At 70.2% G+C, this 19,990-nt stretch carries 16 protein-coding genes and 1 riboswitch; of the genes, 10 read left to right on the forward strand and 6 right to left on the reverse strand.

The features are described from left to right. The first annotated feature begins 30 nt into the window (after positions 1-30). The 6 genes from helR to ACH4DZ_RS02680 all read left to right on the forward strand — a co-directional run bounded on the left by helR (position 31) and on the right by ACH4DZ_RS02680 (position 8,598). Positions 31-2,199 carry an RNA polymerase recycling motor ATPase HelR gene (gene helR / locus ACH4DZ_RS02655; protein ID WP_398285068.1) on the forward strand — a complete coding sequence of 723 codons (2,169 nt, stop codon included), beginning with the start codon at positions 31-33 and terminating at the stop codon, positions 2,197-2,199. Positions 2,200-2,382: 183 nt separating this feature from the next. Next, on the forward strand, positions 2,383-3,036 hold the full coding sequence (locus ACH4DZ_RS02660; protein ID WP_398285069.1) for a maleylpyruvate isomerase N-terminal domain-containing protein: 654 nt from the start codon (positions 2,383-2,385) through the stop codon (positions 3,034-3,036). Between the two features lie 100 nt (positions 3,037-3,136). Next, positions 3,137-3,916, forward strand: a complete 780-nt coding sequence (locus ACH4DZ_RS02665) for an SDR family NAD(P)-dependent oxidoreductase (protein WP_398285070.1) — start codon at positions 3,137-3,139, stop codon at positions 3,914-3,916. Between the two features lie 30 nt (positions 3,917-3,946). Further along, a riboswitch (cobalamin riboswitch) is annotated at positions 3,947-4,165 on the forward strand. Between the two features lie 164 nt (positions 4,166-4,329). Next, entirely contained in the window at positions 4,330-6,648 is a 2,319-nt protein-coding gene (gene metE, locus ACH4DZ_RS02670) for a 5-methyltetrahydropteroyltriglutamate--homocysteine S-methyltransferase (RefSeq protein ID WP_398285071.1), read from the forward strand. 177 nt (positions 6,649-6,825) lie between these two features. Continuing rightward, positions 6,826-7,821 (forward strand): helix-turn-helix domain-containing protein, encoded by a 996-nt coding sequence (locus ACH4DZ_RS02675; RefSeq protein WP_398285072.1) that lies wholly within the window; start codon positions 6,826-6,828, stop codon positions 7,819-7,821. Between the two features lie 342 nt (positions 7,822-8,163). Beyond that, entirely contained in the window at positions 8,164-8,598 is a 435-nt protein-coding gene (locus ACH4DZ_RS02680) for a cupin domain-containing protein (protein ID WP_398285073.1), read from the forward strand. A gap of 25 nt (positions 8,599-8,623) precedes the next feature. On the opposite strand, the gene ACH4DZ_RS02685 is transcribed toward ACH4DZ_RS02680, so the two are convergent. Further along, a complete protein-coding gene (locus ACH4DZ_RS02685) occupies positions 8,624-9,082 on the reverse strand; it encodes a MerR family transcriptional regulator (protein WP_398285074.1) in 459 nt (152 codons plus the stop codon). A 354-nt stretch (positions 9,083-9,436) separates the two neighbouring features. Here ACH4DZ_RS02685 and ACH4DZ_RS02690 point away from each other — a divergent pair, with 354 nt between their 5' ends. Then, entirely contained in the window at positions 9,437-10,933 is a 1,497-nt protein-coding gene (locus ACH4DZ_RS02690) for a SulP family inorganic anion transporter (RefSeq protein ID WP_398285449.1), read from the forward strand. Between the two features lie 247 nt (positions 10,934-11,180). Here ACH4DZ_RS02690 and ACH4DZ_RS02695 read toward each other — a convergent pair whose 3' ends face one another. The 4 genes from ACH4DZ_RS02695 to ACH4DZ_RS02710 form a co-directional block, all read right to left on the reverse strand. Continuing rightward, entirely contained in the window at positions 11,181-12,017 is an 837-nt protein-coding gene (locus tag ACH4DZ_RS02695) for a carbohydrate ABC transporter permease (RefSeq protein ID WP_398285075.1), read from the reverse strand. After that, positions 12,014-12,859 (reverse strand): carbohydrate ABC transporter permease, encoded by an 846-nt coding sequence (locus ACH4DZ_RS02700; protein WP_398285450.1) that lies wholly within the window; start codon positions 12,857-12,859, stop codon positions 12,014-12,016. The genes ACH4DZ_RS02695 and ACH4DZ_RS02700 overlap by 4 nt, the downstream gene beginning before the upstream one ends. Positions 12,860-13,020: 161 nt before the next feature. After that, positions 13,021-14,325: an ABC transporter substrate-binding protein gene (locus ACH4DZ_RS02705; RefSeq protein ID WP_398285076.1), complete on the reverse strand. Its 1,305-nt coding sequence runs from the start codon at positions 14,323-14,325 to the stop codon at positions 13,021-13,023. A gap of 127 nt (positions 14,326-14,452) precedes the next feature. Continuing rightward, positions 14,453-15,694 (reverse strand): aminotransferase class V-fold PLP-dependent enzyme, encoded by a 1,242-nt coding sequence (locus tag ACH4DZ_RS02710; RefSeq protein WP_398285077.1) that lies wholly within the window; start codon positions 15,692-15,694, stop codon positions 14,453-14,455. A gap of 248 nt (positions 15,695-15,942) precedes the next feature. Between ACH4DZ_RS02710 and ACH4DZ_RS02715 the strand changes: the two genes are divergently transcribed. Further along, the gene (locus tag ACH4DZ_RS02715; protein WP_398285078.1) at positions 15,943-16,653 is read left to right on the forward strand and encodes a FadR/GntR family transcriptional regulator; all 711 of its coding nucleotides are present in this window, start codon (positions 15,943-15,945) and stop codon (positions 16,651-16,653) included. Between the two features lie 233 nt (positions 16,654-16,886). On the opposite strand, the gene ACH4DZ_RS02720 is transcribed toward ACH4DZ_RS02715, so the two are convergent. Next, positions 16,887-17,804: a LysR family transcriptional regulator gene (locus ACH4DZ_RS02720; protein WP_398285079.1), complete on the reverse strand. Its 918-nt coding sequence runs from the start codon at positions 17,802-17,804 to the stop codon at positions 16,887-16,889. Positions 17,805-17,968: 164 nt separating this feature from the next. Between ACH4DZ_RS02720 and ACH4DZ_RS02725 the strand changes: the two genes are divergently transcribed. Both ACH4DZ_RS02725 and ACH4DZ_RS02730 read left to right on the forward strand, forming a co-directional pair. Beyond that, positions 17,969-18,970 carry a fumarylacetoacetate hydrolase family protein gene (locus ACH4DZ_RS02725; protein ID WP_398285080.1) on the forward strand — a complete coding sequence of 334 codons (1,002 nt, stop codon included), beginning with the start codon at positions 17,969-17,971 and terminating at the stop codon, positions 18,968-18,970. Further along, positions 18,967-19,974, forward strand: coding sequence for a cyclase family protein (locus ACH4DZ_RS02730; RefSeq protein ID WP_398285081.1), 1,008 nt, complete (start codon positions 18,967-18,969; stop codon positions 19,972-19,974). Before ACH4DZ_RS02725 ends, ACH4DZ_RS02730 begins: the two co-directional genes overlap by 4 nt. Positions 19,975-19,990: the final 16 nt, after the last annotated feature.

Consider the following 19,990-nt stretch of genomic DNA (forward strand, 5'->3'; position numbering starts at 1 on the left):
GGTGACGTCGAACCAGGAGGAGCCGGTGACATGGACTCTTTGATCACGAGCGCGTTCGACCTTCCCGACCACCTCTCCCCCAAGGCCGATCCGCTGCTGATCGGCGGCGACGAGAGGCACTTCGCGGCCATCGCGGAGAGCCTCGACCAGGCGATCACCGAACTGTCCGACCGACTGGACGCCGAGCGCAAAGCACCCGGCGGCATCGGCCGGGAGGCGATGGAGCGGGACGCGGAGATCCACCGGCTGACCGCTCGGCTGCGTACTCTGCGCCGCTTCGGCCTGGACCTCTGCCTCGGGCACATCGTCAGCGCGGACGACCCCGAGCCGCTGTACATCGGACGGCTCGGCCTCACCGACAACTCCGGGCGACGGCTGCTGATCGACTGGCGCTCCCCCGCGGCCGAACCGTTCTTCGCGGCGACCCATGCCAGTCCGCTGGGGTTGGCGAGCCGTCGCAGGTACCGCTGGACCCGCGGCCGGATCAGCGACTACTGGGACGAGGTGTTCACCGCCGACGGCCTCGAAGGGCGTGCGGCACTCGACGACCACTCGGCCTTCGTCGCCAGTCTGGGCAGCACCCGGTCGAGCCGGATGCGGGACGTGCTCACCACCATCCAGGCCGACCAGGACGCGATCATCCGCGCCGGATCCCGTGGCGCGCTCGTCGTGGACGGCGGTCCGGGCACGGGCAAGACGGTCGTCGCACTGCACCGGTCCGCCTACCTCCTCTACTCCGACCCCCGTCTCGGTCACCGTCGGGGCGGAGTGCTGTTCGTCGGGCCGCACCAGCCCTATCTGGCGTACGTCGCCGACGTCCTCCCCAGCCTCGGGGAGGAGGGCGTACAGACCTGCACGCTGCGGGACCTCGTCGCCGAGGGAGCCGGAGCGGCGGACGAGCCCGACGCGCAGGTGGCGTCCCTGAAGTCGTCCGCGCGCATGGTCGGAGCGGTCGAGGCGGCCGTCAGGTTCTACGAGGAGCCGCCCGCCAAGGGAATGACGGTCTCGACCCCCTGGGCCGACGTCCGGCTGAGCGCCGACGACTGGGCCGAGGCGTTCGAGACGCCGGGGCCGGGTGTTCCGCACAACGAGGCGCGTGACCAGATCTGGGAGGCCCTGCTCACGATCCTGCTGGACAAGCACGACGACGACGTCCCGCCCGACCTGTTCCGCAGGGCGCTGCTGCACGACGAGGAGCTGACCGGGACCCTCGACCGCGCCTGGCCGCTGCTCGAAGCGGCCGACGTCGTGGGGGACCTGTGGTCGGTGCCCGCCTATCTGCGGATGTGCGCTCCCTGGCTCGGCCCCGACGACGTACGCAGGCTGCAGCGCGCGGATCCGCAGGCGTGGACGGTGTCCGACCTGCCGATCCTGGACGCGGCGCGGCAGCGGCTCGGCGACCCGCAGTCGGCGCGGCGCAGGCGTCGGCACGAGGCCACCCTCGCCGCCCAGCGCGAGCGCATGGCGCAGGTCGTCGACAACCTGATGGACGCCGCGGCCGACTCGGGCGCCGACGGTGACGACGGCGAGGGCCTGGTGACCATGCTGCGCGGCGAGGACGCCAAGGTCAGCATGGTCGACGAGTCCGAACTGCCCACCGCCGAACCGGATCTGCTCGCCGGTCCGTTCGCGCACGTCGTCGTGGACGAGGCCCAGGAGCTGACCGACGCGCAGTGGCAGATGCTGCTGCTGCGCTGCCCGTCCCGGAGTTTCACCATCGTCGGGGACCGCGCGCAGGCCAGGCACGGGTTCACCGAGTCGTGGCGGGAACGGCTGGAGCGCGTCGGGCTCGACCGGATCGAGGTCGCGTCGCTGAGCATCAACTACCGGACCCCGGAAGAGGTCATGGCGGAGGCCGAGCCGGTCATCCGGGCCGCGCTCCCGGACGCCAACGTGCCGACCTCCGTCCGCAGCAACGGCGTTCCCGTCGTCCACGGATCCGTCGCGGACCGGGACGCGGTCCTCGACACCTGGCTCGCCGCGCACACGGACGGGATCGCCTGCGTCATCGGCGATCCGACGTTCCGGGCGACTCCCCGCGTGCGGTCGTTGACCCCGGAACTGTCCAAGGGACTCGAATTCGACCTGGTCGTGCTCGTCGACCCGCAGACGTACGGCACGGGTATCGCGGGGGCGGTCGACCGCTATGTCGCGATGACCCGGGCGACCCAGCGACTGGTCGTCCTCACCGGCGGCTGAGCCCGGCCGGTCCTCGCGATCGCCGACCGTCACCGTTGATCGTCGTCGTCGCCCGTCGTCGTTGACCGTCGTCGTTGACCGTCGTCGTCGACCGTCACTGTTGATCTCCGGGCGGTGATCGCGAGGCCCTGCCGTCCACCGCATACGCTTGTCCGTCGCCGTGTTCCGGCATACCGTGCCGCGGTGAATCTCTTCTCGCTCGCCTGGACCGCGTTGCGCACGGCGGTCGCCGAAGTCCCGGACGAGGACTTCGAGCAACCGTCCGGCTGTACGGGATGGCTCGTGCGGGATCTGGTGTGCCACCTGGTCATCGACGCCCAAGACATCCTGATCACCCTGGTCACCCCCGCCGACACCGAACCGACCGTGGACGCGGTCACCTACTGGCAGCTCGGCGAGACCCCGACGGGCGAGGATCCGCTGGACGCCCTGATCCCCCGGCTGGCCGCCGCGTACGGGGAACCGGAGCTGCTGAAGTTCCACTTCGACGACGTCGGGTCCGCCGCGGGCCGCGCCGCCGGTCTCGCCGATCCCACGGCCCGCGTCGGGACCCGCGACGAGGTACTGACCGTCAACGACTACCTGTCCGTGTACGTCCTCGAAGCGACCCTGCACCACCTCGACCTGATCTCCCGGCTGACCTCGACCACCCAGCCGCCCGCCGAGACCCTGGCGGCAGCTCGCGCGTCGCTGGAGAAGATCGCCGGGACCCCGTTCCCTGCCTCGTTCTCCGACAAGGCCGCGCTGCTGATCGGCACCGGCCGGCGGACACCTACCGACGCGGAGGAGGCCGCGCTCGGCACCCTCGCCGAGCGGCTCCCGCTCGTACTGGGCTGAGCGGCAGGCTCCTGAGCTGCGAGTACTCGCCATACGGTCACCCCTCGCTGGATCACACCCCGCTGATCCCCCCAGGGCGGCGCCCTTCTAGGGTGCCGCCATGGACTCGCAGCACTACCTCTCAGAACTGTTCTCCCTGGACGGCCGGGTCGCCCTGGTGACCGGTGGCAGCTCCGGCATCGGGCGGGGCATCGCCGAGGCGCTGGCCCGCGCCGGGGCGAGCGTCGTCGTCGTGGCGCGCAAGGAAGCGGAACTGGCCGCGACGGTCGAGGAGTTGCGTGCGCTCGGCTGCCGTGCGGCCTGGGTCGGCGCGGACCTCGGTACACGTGAAGGCGTGCGCGATGCCGCCGAGCAGGCGGTCGAGGCCTTCGGCGAGCCCGACATCCTCGTCAACTGCGCCGGGATCAACCTCCGGCCGCCGATGAGCGAGCTCAGCGACGAGGTCTGGGACACCACCATGGCCCTGAACCTGGACGCGCCCTTCCTGCTGGGCCGGCGTTTCGGCCCGGCCATGGCCGAACGGGGCTACGGGCGGATCATCCACATCACCTCCCAGCAGGCCCACCGCGCCTTCGTCCAGAGCGGTGCCTACGGCGTCTCCAAGGGGGCGCTGGAGTCACTGGCCCGCTCGCAGGCGGAGGCCTGGTCGCCGTACGGAGTCACCGTCAACACACTGGTGCCCGGCTTCGTGATGACCCCGCTGAACCGGCGTCTGTCGTCCGACCCGGAGAAGGTGACGGCCCTGGCGGCGCGCACGATGGTCGGCCGCAACGGCCTCGCGGAGGACTTCGCGGGCGCGGCGGTCTTCCTGGCGAGCGCCGCCTCCGCGTACGTCACCGGGCAGTCGGTCTTCGTCGACGGCGGCTTCTCCGTGCACTGAAAAGTTTTCCACGACCGGGCTGTGCCCCGTAGGGTGGCCGGTGCAGCTGGTTCGCCCCGTCCGCCAGGCGGGTGCGTCGCAAGAGGGAACCCGGTGGGAATCCGGGACTGCCCCGCAGCGGTGAGTGGGAACGACCGCCGTCACACGCACTGGGCCCGGCCGGGTCTGGGAAGCGACGGCCAGTAGGTGTCCTCCGCAGGGAGGACGTGCCCGCGAGTCCGAAGACCTGCCAACTGCCCGTGCGCGAACCATTCGTGTGCGGAGATCCCGGTGACCTCGTGGGCGGGTCGGCGTACATGATCCGGCGGAAGGCCGTGCCTCGTGCACGGCTCGGATTCCGTCCGGTCGGTCACCCCTTCGCGTTCGCGTCCCGTCCCGGGATCCCAGGGAGATATCTCGCGAAGGAGATTTCCGTGACAGCGCAGTCCGCAGCCGCGGCGGCACGGGCCACCGTGTACGGCTACCCCCGCCAGGGACAGAACCGGGAACTGAAGAAGGCGATCGAGGGCTACTGGAAGGGCCGGGTCGACGCCGACACCCTCCGGGCCACCGCCGCCGACCTGCGCCGGGTCAACTGGCGGCAACTGGCCGAGGCCGGCATCCACGAGGTTCCCACCGGTGACTTCTCGTACTACGACCACGTGCTGGACACCTGTGTCATGGTCGGCGCGATCCCCGGACGCCACCGCGCCGCCGTCGAGGCCGACGCGCTCGACGGCTACTTCGCGATGGCGCGCGGCACCCAGGACGTGGCGCCGCTGGAGATGACGAAGTGGTTCGACACCAACTACCACTATCTGGTGCCCGAGTTGGGCCCGGGCACCGTCTTCACCGCCGACTCCCGCAAGCAGGTGGCGGAGCTGAAGGAAGCTCTCGCGCTCGGGCTCACCGCACGTCCCGTCCTCGTCGGACCCGTCACGTACCTGCTGCTCGCCAAGCCCGCGCCGGGTGTGGCCCCGGACTTCGACCCGCTCACCCTCATCGACCGGCTGCTGCCCGTGTACGCCGAGATCGTCGCAGATCTTCGCGCCGCGGGGGCCGAGTGGGTCCAGCTCGACGAGCCCGCCCTGGTGCAGGACCGCACACCCGCCGAACTGAACACGGCCACCCGTGTCTACCGCGACCTCGGCGCCCTGACCGACCGCCCGAAGCTGCTGGTCGCGTCCTACTTCGACCGGCTCGGCGACGCCCTGCCGGTGCTGGCCAAGGCCCCGGTGGAGGGTCTGGCGCTGGACTTCACCGAGGCGGCCGGCGCCAACCTGGACGCGCTCGCCGCCGTGGGCGGGCTGCCCGGCAAGCGTCTGATCGCCGGAGTGGTCGACGGCCGCAACATCTGGGTCAACGACCTGGAGAAGTCCCTCGCCACGCTCGGCACCCTGCTCGGGCTGGCCGACCGGGTCGACGTGGCCGCCTCCTGCTCCCTCCTCCACGTCCCCCTCGACGCCACCGCCGAACGCGACATCGAGCCGCAGATCCGCCGCTGGCTCGCCTTCGCCCGGCAGAAGACCACCGAGATCGCCACCCTCGCCAAGGGCCTCGCGGGCGGCGCCGGCACGATCGCCGTGGAACTCGCCGCCAACCGGGCCGACCTGGCCTCTCGCGCCGGGTCCGCGATCACCCGCGACCCCGCCGTACGGGCCCGGGCCGCCGCCGTCACGGACGCCGACGCCCGCCGCTCCCAGCCGTACGCCGAGCGGACCGCGGCCCAGCGCGCCCACCTCGGCCTGCCGCTGCTGCCGACCACCACCATCGGCTCGTTCCCCCAGACCACGGAACTGCGCACCGCGCGGGCCGATCTGCGGGCGGGGCGGATCGACAGCGCCGGGTACGAGGAGCGCATCAGGGCCGAGATCGGCGAGGTGATCTCGTTCCAGGAGAGGACCGGCCTCGATGTGCTCGTGCACGGCGAGCCCGAACGCAACGACATGGTCCAGTACTTCGCCGAACAGCTCACCGGATACCTCGCCACCCAGCACGGCTGGGTCCAGTCCTACGGGACCCGCCATGTCCGCCCGCCGATCCTGGCCGGAGACATCTCCCGTCCCGAGCCCATGACGGTGCGCTGGACGACGTACGCCCAGTCGCTCACCGCCAAGCCGGTCAAGGGCATGCTGACCGGGCCGGTCACCATGCTCGCCTGGTCCTTCGTCCGCGACGACCAGCCCCTCGGTGACACCGCCCGGCAGGTCGCCCTCGCCCTGCGCGACGAGGTGAACGACCTTGAGGCGGCCGGGACTTCGGTCATCCAGGTGGACGAGCCCGCCCTGCGCGAGACGCTGCCGCTGCGATCCGCCGACCGTCCGGCGTACCTCGCGTGGGCCACCGAGGCGTTCCGCCTCAGCACCAGTGGCGTACGCCCGGACACCCAGATCCACACGCACATGTGCTACGCCGAGTTCGGTGACATCGTGCGGGCCATCGACGACCTCGACGCGGATGTCATCAGCCTGGAGGCGGCGCGCTCGCACATGCAGGTCGCCCGGGAGCTGGCCGTACACGGCTATCCGCGCGAGGCCGGGCCCGGTGTGTACGACATCCACTCACCCCGGGTACCGAGCACCGACGAGGCAGCGGCCCTGCTGCGCAAGGGACTTGAGGCCATCCCCGCCGAGCGCCTCTGGGTCAACCCCGACTGCGGCCTGAAGACCCGCGCCTGGCCCGAGACCCGTGCGTCCCTGGAGAACCTGGTCACCGCGGCCCGCACGATCCGCACGGAACTGTCCACGTCCTGACGCGCGCAGCGGGCCGGGAGAGCGGGCACGGGCCCCGCCTCCCGGCCCGTCGGCGGTCTGCCGCGGGCCTCCCCATATCGACCCCGGGGCTGGATACTGGACCGATGCGGTTCGCCGCCTTCATGACCCTGCCCGGGCGCGCCGGAGACCGCACACCGACGGTCACGGGGGTGACTCATGGACGTGGTCAGTACCGCGGAAGTACCGCCGGAGGAGGGGTTCGCCTTCTGGCGTGAGGTGAGCTCGAAGCTCTGGGTGCCCTACGACACGCGCTGCGAGCGGCGGGTGGAGAGAGCGTTCAGGGCGCAAGTCGACATCAGCCAACTCGGTTCGCTGCAGGCGACGTTGATGACCACGATGGTGCACTCGGTGCACCGCACCCCCAAGCTCATCCGCCAGGCGGACCCCGAAGTGCTCAAGCTGGGCTGCATCGTGCGCGGCGGCGGCAGGATCACGCAGGACGGCCGGTGCACGGAGTTCGGAGTCGGGGATCTCCTCCTGTTCGACCCCTCCCGGCCGTACCTCGCCGGATTCGCGCCGGATGTGCCGGGAAGCCAGCAACTGCTGCTCCTGCGCTTCCCCCGTTCACTGCTTCCGCTGCCCCACCGGGACGTGCGACGGCTGAGCGCGGTGCGCATTCCGGGCGGCAAGGGCGTCGGCGCGCTGTCCTCGCACTTCCTGATGCAACTGGCGCGGCGCATGAGGGAACTGTCCCCCTCCGACGCCGCCAGGCTGTCCACAGTCACCCTCGACGTGCTGACCGCCGCGCTGGCCAACGCGCTGGATGCCCGGAGTGGCGTGCCGCCCCACACCACGCGGCGTGCGCTCATGGCCCGGATCCATGCCTTCATCCGGGAGAACCTGGGCGATGCGCGCCTGGCACCGGATGCGATCGCCGCGGCGCACCACATCTCCCTGCGCCATCTGCACAAGCTGTTCCACGAGGAGGGGCACACCGTCGCCGGCTGGGTCCGTGAGCGTCGCCTGGAACAGTGTCGTCGCGACCTCGCCGATCCCGGGCTGGCCTACCGGCCGATCGGCGCGATCGCCGCCAGATGGGGGTTCGCCAGTCCCGCGCACTTCAGTCAGGTGTTCCGCGGCTCCTACGGCCTGTCCCCGCGCGAGTTCCGCCGGCAGTGCACGGAGACGAAAGAGCTGTGCGCCGACACGTAACGACAGGCCCGGTCGTGGCGCTCCGGGGCCGTCGAACGGGTCAGGCCGACCGCCGAGGTCTCGGCCGCCGCCGTCTGCCACACGGTCGGCGCCTTCGAGCGGCTCTCGGAATGCCAGGCAGTGGGCAGGGCATACGTCGCTCTGGGCCTTGCCTCGGCCTGGGCCTGGGACGACGTCGGCTACCGGCGGCTGCGCGTCCTGGACTGATCGCGTAGTCGGCCATCGTCAACTGCGGTGCAGTCGCAGCCAATTCGCGTTTTGCCGCGCCAACACGCCCCGCCTGCCTCTATGTTCGCTGCGGCGCTTTGCCACTTAGCCGCACGCACCCTGGAGGCCCTACCCATGCGTACCTCGTTCCGCACCGCGGTGGTCGGCGCGGTCGCCGCCGTCGCCGTCCTGGCCGGGGGAACAGCCCGGGCCACCCCGCCCGGGCCCGGAGTCACCGGCACGCTGATCGCCCAGAAGACGGTCGGCGGCACCGACTATGTCGTCCGCGAGATCACCGTGCCGCCCGGCCAGGCCACCGGCTGGCACTACCACGACGGCCCGCTCTACGCGTACGTGAAGCAGGGCACACTCAGTCACTTCGACTCCACGTGCGCCTCGGACGGTGTGTATGCGCAGGGCAGCCGCGTGCAGGAGCCGGCCGGGCCCGGCAACGTCCACATAGGCCGCAACCTGGGGGACACACCGGTCGTCCTCACCGTGCTCTACGTACTTCCGCACGGCGCCCCCTTCTCCGAGGACGCCCCGAATCCGGGGTGCGCGTTCGAGTAGGGGCGGAAACAGGGGCGGAACCGGCTCAGGCCGTGGTGGCCCGATCGCGGTCGCGGTTGCGGTCCCGACCGCGGTCCCGATCCCGGTCGCGGTCCCGGCTCAGGCGCTTGCGCAGCGTCTGGGCGAACTCCTCCGCCTCCGCGAGCTGCGCGCGCAGCTTCTCCACCTGCCAGACGGCGTGCTCCTCGTACTCGCGCACGCGCCTCAGCAGGGACTGCCGCTCGTACGCCGTCAGGTCGTCGTCGGCGTCGAGGCGGTCGGTGACGGCCAACAGGTCGCGCATCTGCTCCAGGCTGAAGTCGAGCGGCTGCATACGGCGGATCGCCTTCAGCCGTGCGACATCCTCCCTGGTGTAGAGGCGGAAGCCGCCCTGGGAGCAGGCGGAGGGGGCAACCAGGCCGGTCGCCTCGTAGTGGCGGATCGTGCGCAGTGGCAGCTCCGTGCGCGCGCCGACCTCGCCGATCTGCATGTGCTCGCTGCTCATTCGGGCGCCCTACCTCGTCTGTCTCGTCTGTGTCCGTCGCCCGGGCCATGGGGCGGCCGACGTCGATCGCTACCGTGACGTCGAGGTAAAGTATGTGATCATCGGGTCGGTTCCATGACGTTCCCACTCCGTGGGACGGAAGAAAAGTTCCCGTGGCCGCCGACCGCGCAGGAGCGACGACGTCGACGCCTCCGGGACAGCGCCGCTCCCTCTCTGCCCCTTCCTGTCACGCCCTGGGCCGAGGCCGGGCGTGCCCGAGCACGACAGGCCTTCCACTTGCCCACGCCCGCTCCGCCCCCACTGTCCTCACCGTCTTCGGCGTCGTCGGCCTCATCGGCGTCACCGGCGGCCTCACTGTCTTCGCGGTCGCCGGTCGCGCGGCTGCGTGGACTGCGTCCCGACTGGCTGTCCGACCCGAAGGTCTGGCGCACCGAGGTGCTGGCCGGCCTGGTGGTCGCGCTCGCGCTGATCCCCGAGGCGATCTCGTTCTCGATCATCGCCGGCGTCGACCCTGCGATCGGCCTGTTCGCGTCCTTCACCATGGCCGTGACCATCTCCGTCGTGGGTGGCCGCCGCGCGATGATCTCCGCCGCGACCGGCGCCGTGGCCCTGGTCATCGCCCCGCTCAACCGCGAGCACGGTCTGGGGTACCTGGTCGCCGCGGTGATCCTGGCCGGTGTCATCCAGGTTGCCCTCGGCGCGCTCGGGGTGGCGAAGCTGATGCGCTTCGTCCCACGGTCCGTGATGGTCGGCTTCGTCAACGCCCTCGCCATCCTCATCTTCATGGCCCAGGTCCCCGAGATGCATGATGTGCCCTGGCCCGTCTATCCACTGATCACCGGCGGGCTGGCGCTGCTGGTGTTCTTCCCGAAGATCACCACCGTGGTCCCGGCCCCGCTGGTGTCCATCGTCGTCCTGACCGTCATCACCGTCGCGGCGGGGATCGCGGTGCCGACCGTGGGCGACAAGGGCGACCTGCCGTCCTCCCTGCCGGTGCCGGGCCTGCCGGATGTGCCGTTCACCCTCGACACGCTGACGACGATCGCCCCCTACGCGCTCGCCATGGCGCTGGTCGGCCTCATGGAGTCGCTGATGACGGCCAAGCTGGTCGACGACATCACCGACACCCACTCCTCCAAGACCCGGGAGTCGATCGGGCAGGGCATCGCCAACATCGTCACCGGCTTCTTCGGCGGTATGGGCGGCTGCGCAATGATCGGCCAGACGATGATCAACGTGAAGGTCTCCGGCGCCCGTACCCGGCTGTCCACCTTCCTGGCCGGTGCGTTCCTGATGGTTTTGTGCATCGTCTTCGGGCCGGTCGTCTCCGACATCCCGATGGCCGCCCTGGTCGCCGTGATGGTGATGGTGTCCTTCGCGACCTTCGACTGGCACTCCATCGCGCCGGGGACGCTGAGGCGGATGCCGTTCGGCGAGATCGCCGTCATGGTGATCACCGTCGCGTGTGTCGTCGCCACCGGCAACCTCGCGATCGGCGTCGTCGTCGGCTCCGTCACGGCCATGGTCGTCTTCGCCCGGCGGGTGGCCCACCTCGCCGACGTCACCTCGGTCACCGACCCGGACGGCGGCCGGGTCGTCTACGCCGTCACCGGTGCGCTGTTCTTCGCCTCCTCCAACGACCTCGTCGGCCGGTTCGCCTACGCCACCGACCCCGACCGGGTCGTCATCGACCTGACGGCCGCGCATGTCTGGGACGCCTCGTCCGTCGCCGCGCTGGACGCCGTCGAGACGAAGTACGCGCAGCGGGGCAAGACGGTGGAGATCATCGGGCTGAACGGGCCCAGTGCTCGGCTGCACGGGCACCTCAGCGGTGAGCTGGGCGGGCGCTGACGGGCGGGCCTCCGTCGAGGGGCCCGCCCGCCCGCCGTGGCCAGGGGGTGGTTCGGGTCGTTCGTGGGTGCGGGTCGGCCGTAGCTGGGCGCGCAGTTCCCCGCGCCCCTAAAGACAAAGGACTGCGCCGTTCCCCGCGCCCCTCAAAGACAAAGGACTGCGCCGTTCCCCGCGCCCCTCAAAGACAAAAGACTGCGCCGTTCCCCGCGCCCCTGGAAGACAAGGACAGCGCCCCTGGAGGGAGGCGTCAGCCCTTTACCGCGCCTGCCGTCAGGCCCTGGACTATGTGGCGGCTGGCGAAGGCGAACAGGACCATCGTGGGGAGGATGGTGAGGACCGCCGCCGCGGACATCGAGCCCCAGTCGATGTTGAAGCTGGAGATGAAGCCGTTCAGGGCCGTCGGCACGGTCTTGTTGCTGTCACTGTTCATCAGCGTCACCGACAGGAACAGCTCGTTCCAGCAGTTGACGAAGTTGAAGATGAACGCCGCAATGATCCCGGGCCGCATCACCGGCAGCAGCACCCGGAACAGCGCCCCGAACCGGGACAGCCCGTCGATCATCGCGGCCTCCTCCAGCGCGTCCGGGATGTTCTCGAAGAAACCCCGGAGCATCACCGTGCAGAACGGGATGCAGACCGCGATGTAGACGAGGATCAGCCCGAGCCGGTTGTCGACCATCTTGAGGTCGGTCATCAGCAGGTACAGCGGCCCCAGCGCGATGAACGTCGGGATCATCTGGGTCACCAGGGCGGCCATCAGCAGCGCCGACTTCGTACGGAACTCGAAGCGGGCCAGTACGTACGCCGACAGCATCGAGATGACGGTGGCGATCGCGGCGGCGACGGTGGCCACGATGAGGCTGTTGGTGAGGTAGACGCCGAAGTCGGCCTTGCCGAACAGTCCGCTGTAGTTCTCCAGCGAGAAGTGCTCGGGCCAGTAGGCGATCGGGAAGGCGAAGATGTCGCCGGGCGCCTTGAGGGACGTGATGGTGATCCAGTAGAGGGGGAAGACGGTGAAGACCAGCCACAGCCCCAGGAAGCTGAACTTGGTGACCCGGCCCGCCGTGGACTCCTTGCCGATCACGGCTTCACCTCTCGCTTCTCGCGCGTGGCCAGGAGGAAGAAGACCGCGAACACCAGCAGCGTGGCGACGACGATGAGACCGAGCGCGGAGGCCCTGCCGTAGTCGCCCTGCTGCGTGATCTTGATCATCCACGTGGTCACGATGTGCGTCTCGTTGTTCGGTCCGCCGCCGGTCATCCCGAAGATCAGGTCGGGGAAGTTGAAGATCCAGATGATGCGCAGCAGCACGGTCAGCGCGAGCGTGACCCGGATGTACGGAATGGTGATCTGGAAGAGCGTGCGCACCTTGCCGGCGCCGTCCAGGGCCGAGGCCTCGTACAGCTCCTCGGGGATGGACTGCAGCGCGGCGAGGATCATGATCGTGAAGAAGGTGACCCCGTACCAGATGTTGGCGACCACGACGGCGAACATCGCGGTCTTGGGGTCGGCCAGCCAGGCGACCGGCTCGTCGATCAGGCCGACCTTCTGGAGCAGGTCGTTGACGACGCCGAACTCGCTGTTGAACATCCAGCGGAACAGGATGCCGATGAGGAAGCCGGAGATCGCCCAGGGGAAGAAGATGAGCGCCTGGTAGAGGCCGCGGAAGCGGAACCTGCGGCGCAGCCACAGGGCGAGGGCGAAGCCGATCACCAGCTGGGGCACGATCGAGCCGAACACCCAGATCGCGGTGTTGCTCAGCACGGTGCCCCAGGCGGGGTCGGCGAAGACGTCGCGGAAGTTCTGCAGGCCCACCCAGGAGGTGTCGGTCAGGTCCGTCAGGTTCCAGTGCCGGAAGGCCATCTGGCTGCCGGCGATCATCGGGTAGTACGTGAAGACCGCCACGAAGATCGCGGCCGGGGCCATGAAGAGGGTGATGAGGAAACCGCGCCGAGCGGTGAACTCCGGCTTGCGGCGGCCTGGACCAACCTTGCGGACGGGCCGGGAGCCCCCGTTGCCGGAGGCCCCCGCCGAAGCTGTCTTCGCCGTCTCTGTCGCTGACGTCGTTTCGGACGCGGTGGGCATGACTAGTTCTCCTGCTGCCGCTTCTCGGTCCAGTACGTGTCCCAGCCGGCCAGCAGTTCCTTGGGCGTCGTCTTGCCGAGGACCATCTTCTGGATGTCGGCGTCGGCCTTCTGCTGCCACTCGGCCCACCAGGCGACCCCGCGCGGCTGGCTGACGTTGAGGTAGGTGTCCGGGTTCTCCGTCATGGTGACGTAGCTGGACCAGGGGCCGGTCTTGTAGAACGGGTCCTCGGCGGCCGACTTGAGGATGGGCACCAGGCTGTTCTTCTTGGTGAAGCTCGTCGACGCCTCACCCTCGGAGAGGAACTCGACCAGCTTGACGGCTTCCTTCTTGTGCTTGCTGCCCTTGGCGACGCCCCATCCGGCGGTGGCCAGCGGCTGTACGGTCTTGCCGCTGGGGCCCGCCACCAGCGGCGCGGTGCTCCACTGGTTCTTCTTGATGGACTTGGACTCCGAGACGGTGGCGATCACCTCGGGGTCCTGCAGCAGGAAGGCCGTGGAGCCGTTCGAGAAGCCCTCGACCATCTCGGGGTAGCCCCAGGAGACGGACGACTTCGGGGACGCGTCCTTGAAGAGCTTGAGGTAGGTCTGCATGGCGTCGAGCGCCTCGGGCGCGGAGAAGATCGTCTTGCCGCTCTTCAGCTTGAAGCCGTCGGCGGCGTCGATCTCGTCGGCGACGTACGCCTCGATGACGGCGGTGGCGTTGCCCTGGGCGTTGGCTCCGCCGCGGAAGGCGTACCCGTACTTGCGCTTGCCCGGGTCGTGGATGGCGGAGGCCTGTTCCAGCAGTTCGTCCCAGGTGGCCGGCGGCTTGCTGAAGCCCGCCTCCTTGATCAGGTCGGTGCGGTAGAAGACGCTCAGACCGTAGAAGCCGTACGGGACGAAGTACGTCTTGCCCTTGGCGTCCTGGGAGGCCTTGACGGCGTTCTCCGTCATCGCCTCCCAGCCCTTCCAGGACGTGAGGTCCTTCTTCATGTCGTAGATCCAGCCGTTGTTCGACCAGGGTCCGACGGTCGTGTCCCGCACTTCGAGGGTGTCGACCCCGCTGCCGGACTGGAGCATCTGCTGGATCTTCTGGTCGGCCTGCTCGGTGGGCGGCGAGATCAGGTTGACCTTGATCTTGGGGTTCTGCTTCTGGAAGTCCGCTATCAGGCCCTTGATCAGGTCCGTGCGCGCGGGGTTGGTCAGGCTCTCCACCATGTTGAGGGTGACCGTGCCGTCGGCCTGGGAGCCGCTCATGCTGCTACAGCCGGTCAGGACCATCGTGGCGGCGGTGCCGAGGGCGAGAGCTGCCGTCCTTCTTCTCATCGTGCCGACCTCTTTCTGTGCTGCTGTGCGGGGGACGTGGCGTTACGGAGCGCCGGGGGTGCGTGATGCGGGGTACGGAGTGCTCGGTTCTGGGTTCTGGGTTCTGGGTTCTGGGTTCTGGGTGCTTCTACGGCCTGCCCGGTTGTTCGCGGGCCGCGCGGGCCCAGCGGCCGAGCAGGGGGACGCAGTCCTCGGCGAAGTACTCGTAGTCGGCGGCGGTGTTGTAGACGTGCGCGGACAGCCGCATGTAGCCGATGCCGTCGAAGCTGGTGAAGGCCGCCTCCACGCCGAGTTCGCGGGCGGCCCGGTCGCGCAGCGCGTCGGCCTCGATGCGGCTGCCGGCCAGACCGTCCGGCAGCCGGACCAGCCGCATGCCCGGGACCGGCATGCCCACGTCGACGGTGCCGGTGACACCGGTCAGTTCGGCGAAGGCGGCGCCGATGACGCGCTCGCCGTAGCCGGCCAGGTCGTCCATGTACCGGCGGGCCGTGTCCCAGCCCCAGGTGCTCTCGACGAAGTCCAGGGCCGACGGGGCCGCGAGATAGCCGGTGGCGTCGATCGTGCCCTGCTGGTCGAAGCGGTCGGGATACGGATCGGCGGCGCCCCACGAATCGATCAGGGGGTACAGCTCCTCGCGCAGCTCGCCGCGGGCGACCAGCGTGGCGGTACCGCGGGGCGTACAGCCCCACTTGTGCAGGTTGCCCACCCAGAAGTCACAGGTCAGGCCGTCCAGCGGGGCCTCGATCAGACCGGGGGCGTGCGCGGCGTCCACCAAGAGCGGGATACCGCGCCGCCGGGCCTCCGCGCCGACCAGTTCCACCGGCAGTCGGCGGGCGGTCGCGGAGGTGATCTGGTCGAGGACGATCAGGTCCGTGTCGTCGTCGACCGCGGCCATCACGGCCTCGTACGCCTGCTCCTCGCTCGCCTCCAGCGGCACCCGGGCGGTACGCACCTCGCCGCCCCAGCGCCTGGCGAGCCGCGCGGCGCCCATGGTCACCGCGCCGTAGCCGTGGTCGGTGACGACGATCCCGCCGCCCCGGCGCCGCTGGAGCGAGGCGAACACGACGCTGATGCCGGCGCTCGCGTTCGGCACCAGGGCCACGTCGTCGGGGGCGACCCGCAGGAAGGCCGCGAGGTCGATCCGGGCCGCGGCGATCCGCTGCGGCAGGGCCGGAAACCACACCACCGGCGAACTGTCCATCTCGGCACGGAACTCGTTCTGCCGCTCCTGGGCCACCAGGGGGACCGCTCCGAACGAGCCATGGTTGAGGTGCTTCATGACGGGGTCCAGCGACCACGCCCGGGCCGCGGGGCGGCCGTCCGCCAGCAGCAAGGGGCGCGGGGCGGTGGTGACCTCGGTCTCGCTCACATCACTCCACATCTACCGAACCCGAGTGCCCGCCGAAATCCGGTCTGCAGTCCGCAGACATCTGACATCGGGCGGGACACGTATGATGACTCGGCATCCTGCACGGCATTTTTGCGCCACGCAAGAGGTGTGCAGCGATAGTCATCAGATGACTTTCGACCGATACATCGGAGACATCTGATGACTCGGAGTCGCTAGAGTGCCCGAGGGGTACGGTGCTGCCGCCGGCCCGTCACGGGAGGAAACGGATGTCCGCAGTCGACAGGGCGTTCCATGGCCTGCGCCACATGATCGCGACGGGGCGGCTCGGGCCGGGTGAGCGCATTCCGCCCGAGGCCGAACTGGGCGAGGAACTCGGGGTCTCGCGGGGCCCGTTGCGCGAGGCCGTACGGATGCTTTCGGCCCTGGGCGTGGTCGAACCGCGGCACGGCTCGGGCACCTACGTGTCCCAGCTCAGGCCGGAGGACATCATCGGCAGCCTCTCGCTGACCCTCGAACTCCTGCCGCTGACAGGCCTGTTGGAGGTGTACGAGATCCGGCGGGTGCTGGAGGCGCATGTCGCGTCCAAGGCCGCCGCGCGGCGGACCCCTGAGACGGTGAAGTCGCTCTTCGCCCTCATCGAGGCCATGGAGGCGACCGAGGACCCCGCCGAGGCCTCGGACCTCGACCACCGCTTCCATGCCGAGATCGCGCGGGCCGCCGAGAATCCCACGCTGGCCTCGCTGCTCGCGGTCTTCCGCGCCCGCTCCCGCAAGTACCAGATCTTCACGCTCCCCGAGGGGCCGGAGCTGCGGCGCAAGAGCGACGCGGACCACCGGGTGCTGGCGACCGCGATCGCCGACCGCGATCCGGGCGCCGCGGCGGGCGCCGCGGAGGCGCATGTCGCGCAGACGGAGCGGTGGTTGCGGGCGTTCATGCCGCCCGTGGAGGAGGTGGACGACGACGGCGTCCCGGCCTGACGGGTGACTTGACTTGGCCGTCAGCGAGGGCTGGAACCGTAGGCAGGTCGTTGTCCGCGGGTGCGTTGTGGTTGCTCGCGCCGTTCCTCGCGCCCCTGACAGGGCGGGTCGTTGTCTGCGGGTGCGTCGTGGTTGCTCGCGCCGTTCCTCGCGCCCCTGACATGGCGGGTCGTTGGGTGCGGGTGCGTTGTGGTTGCTCGCGCCGTTCCTCGCGCCCCTGATGGGGCGCCCGCTTACGCCTTCGGCATCTGTGTCAGGCTTTTGCCTACTCTCGCTGCTGTCTCGCGGAGCCAGATGTGGGCCGCGTCGTGGGTGTGCACGGGGTGCCACCACAGGGCTTCGCGCAGCGGCACCGCCTCGTACGGGGGCGTCACCACGCGGACGGCGGCGAGGGGTGCGAGCAGCCGGGCGAGGCGCGCCTGGACCAGCGCGATGCGGCGGGTGCCCGCGACCAGCAGCGGCAGCAGCTGGAAGCTGTCGACGGAGACCTCGACGCGCGGCTCGACGCCGAGCATGCCGAGCTGGCGTACGGCCGGGGAGTCGTAGGTGCGCTGATAGGTGACCCAGGGCAGCCGGGCCAGATCCGCGCGGGTGAGCCGGTCCCCGACACCGGGGTGGTCCGCGGACACGACGAAGACCCAGTGGTCCTCGTACAGGTCGGTGGCCGGGAAGTCGCTGACCACACCGTGCGGCATGAGCAGGCCGTCGGTGGCGCTGAGCAGGGTGGCTGTGTCGTCGACCACGGTGGGCGGTGTCTGGCTGAAGCGCAGCCGGATGCCGGGGGCCTCCTCGTGCACGACGCGGGCCAGTTCGGTGCCGAAGACGGCGACGGCGTAGTCGGACGCCATCAGTCCGAACTCCCGGCTCTCCTTGGCCGGGTCGAAGTGGGCCTGGCTGGCGAAGAGGCGTTCCAGCAGGTCGTAGGCGGTGGAGGTGCGGTCCAGGAGTACCTGGCCGAGGGCGGTCAGTTCGTAGTGGGCGCCCACCCGTGCGAGCAGGTCGTCGTCGAAGTGGCGGCGCAGCCGGGCGAGGGCAGCGCTCATGGCCGGCTGGCTGAGCCCGATGCGCTCTCCGGCGCGGGTGACGTTGCGCTCCTCCAGCAGGGCGCGCAGGGCTACGACGAGGTTGAGGTCGAGGCGGGCCAGATTCACGGCGTTTCCTTTGGCATTTTCCTTGACGGTTCCCTTGGCGGTACAGCCGACGGTACGGCGTTGACCAGGGAGGAATAAACACGGTGGATGCCCACCATCCACACAATCTATTTCCCTGATCACGGGTGGCGGGTCCAGATTGGTCCCACCGCAATCAGGAGGACATGTCCGTGAAACCCGAAGCCGCGTCCGCACCCTTCGCCGGCCGTTTCGCCCTCGCCACGCTCTCGGCCCCCGACGGGCCGCCCTTTCCCGCCCTCGTCACGGCGGACGCCCGGGTGCTCGACCTCCGGACCGCCTTCGGCGACGAGCGCCTGACCGTCCGCGCTCTTCTGGAGGACTGGGACACGGCGCTGGGTCGGCTGTCGGTGCTGGCCGACCAGGGTGGTCCGTGGAGCGGGCCGCTCGCGGACTTCCGGGTGCATGCTCCCTTGGAGCCGCGTCAGGTGTTCCAGTCCGGTGCCAACTACCGGCAGCACGTCATCGACCTGCATGTCGCGCACCGCGATCCGGCCGACGACCGGCCCGAGGAGGAGCGGCGCGCCGAGGCCGCCGAGATCATGGACCGCCGGGCGGCCCAGGACCTGCCGTACGTCTTCATCGGGCTGCCGAGCGCGATCACGGGCCCGTACGACGAGGTCGTGCTGCCCTCCTGGGCCGAGAAGCCGGACTGGGAACTGGAGTTGGCAGCCGTGATCGGCCGGCCGGCCCATCGGGTGCCCGTCGAGGAGGCACTGGACCATGTCGCCGGATACACCATCGCCAACGACCTCACCGACCGGGCCACCGTCTTCCGCCGGGACATGCCACAGATCGGCACCGACTGGCTGCGCAGCAAGAACGCCCCCGGCTTCACCCCGCTCGGCCCCTGGCTCGTACCCGCCGGGTCCGTCGCCGACCCCGGCGACCTGCGCCTGATACTCAGGCTGAACGGCGAGACGATGCAGGACGAGTCCACCCAGGACATGATCTTCGACATCGCCCGGGTGGTGTCCTACGCCTCCCAGTCCGCCGAACTCCTGCCCGGCGACCTGGTGTTGACCGGTTCCCCGGCGGGCAACGGCATGCACCACGGACGGTTGCTGCGGGACGGGGATGTCATGGACGGCTCCATCACCGGTCTCGGCGCCCAGCGCACCCGCTGTGTGGCGGAGGCGGCCCGATGAGCCTGGACCCCACCGACCCCGAGGGGGCGATCGCGCGGGCCGCCAAGGCGTACTCCAACTGGGGCCGTTGGGGCGCGGACGACGTGCTCGGCACACTGAACCACCTCGACGAGGCCAAGCGCCGCGAAGGTGCCGCGCTGGTGCGCAGGGGGGTCAGCTTCTCCCTCTCCCAGCGGTTCGACATGAACGGCCCGCAGAAGGGCTGGCGGCGGCGCACCAACCCGGTGCACACCATGCTGGACACCGGCACCGACGCCGCGCTCGGCAACCAGGGCTTCCCGCACGGCATCGGCGGCGCCGACGACGTGATCGCCATGCCGCTGCAGTGCTCCACCCAGTGGGACGGGCTCGGGCACATCTTCGACCACGGCAGGGCGTGGAACGGACGTCCGGCCGAGCGGGTCGTCACCTCCGACGGCGATCTGGTGACGGGCATCGAGCACATGGCGTCGCACGTCGCCGGGCGAGGCGTACTCCTGGACGTCGGCCGCACGATCGGCACAGGCTGCGCGGACGGTGGGGACAGTGCGGGCAGTGCGGGCAGTGCGGGCGGCGAACTGCCCGACGGGTTCGCCGTCACCGAGGGCCACCTGGCCGCGACCGCCGAGGCGCAGGGGGTCGCGATCGGCCGCGGCGACATCGTGCTCGTACGCACCGGGCAGCTCGCCCGGGCCCGCCGCGACGGCTGGGGCGACTACGCCGGCGGTCCCGCGCCCGGCCTGTCCTTCACCACGGCAGGCTGGCTGCACGGCAGTGAGATCGCGGCGATCGCCACCGACACCTGGGGCTTCGAGGTACGGCCCAACGAGTTCGAGCACGCCTTCCAGCCGCTGCACCAGGTGGCCATCCCCCACATCGGCCTGCTGATCGGCGAGATGTGGGACCTGGACGCGCTCGCGCAGGACTGCGCGGCCGACGGCGTGTACGAGTTCTGGCTCACCGCCGCGCCCCTGCCCATCACCGGCGCGGTCGGCTCCCCCGTCAACCCGATCGCCGTCAAGTAGCAACAGGAACAAGGGA

The sequence above is a fragment of the Streptomyces sp. NPDC017991 genome, from assembly GCF_044328075.1.
GTDB lineage: Bacteria > Actinomycetota > Actinomycetes > Streptomycetales > Streptomycetaceae > Streptomyces.

Coding starts and splice junctions, on each gene's coding strand:
- ACH4DZ_RS02675 (WP_398285072.1), top strand. CDS start 6,826: ATGGACGTGGTCAGTACCGCGGAAGTACCGCCGGAGGAGGGGTTCGCC.
- ACH4DZ_RS02680 (WP_398285073.1), top strand. CDS start 8,164: ATGCGTACCTCGTTCCGCACCGCGGTGGTCGGCGCGGTCGCCGCCGTC.
- ACH4DZ_RS02685 (WP_398285074.1), bottom strand. CDS start 9,082: ATGAGCAGCGAGCACATGCAGATCGGCGAGGTCGGCGCGCGCACGGAG.
- ACH4DZ_RS02665 (WP_398285070.1), top strand. CDS start 3,137: ATGGACTCGCAGCACTACCTCTCAGAACTGTTCTCCCTGGACGGCCGG.
- ACH4DZ_RS02700 (WP_398285450.1), bottom strand. CDS start 12,859: ATGGCCCCGGCCGCGATCTTCGTGGCGGTCTTCACGTACTACCCGATG.
- ACH4DZ_RS02725 (WP_398285080.1), top strand. CDS start 17,969: ATGTCCGTGAAACCCGAAGCCGCGTCCGCACCCTTCGCCGGCCGTTTC.
- ACH4DZ_RS02705 (WP_398285076.1), bottom strand. CDS start 14,325: ATGAGAAGAAGGACGGCAGCTCTCGCCCTCGGCACCGCCGCCACGATG.
- ACH4DZ_RS02730 (WP_398285081.1), top strand. CDS start 18,967: ATGAGCCTGGACCCCACCGACCCCGAGGGGGCGATCGCGCGGGCCGCC.
- helR (WP_398285068.1), top strand. CDS start 31: ATGGACTCTTTGATCACGAGCGCGTTCGACCTTCCCGACCACCTCTCC.
- ACH4DZ_RS02715 (WP_398285078.1), top strand. CDS start 15,943: ATGTCCGCAGTCGACAGGGCGTTCCATGGCCTGCGCCACATGATCGCG.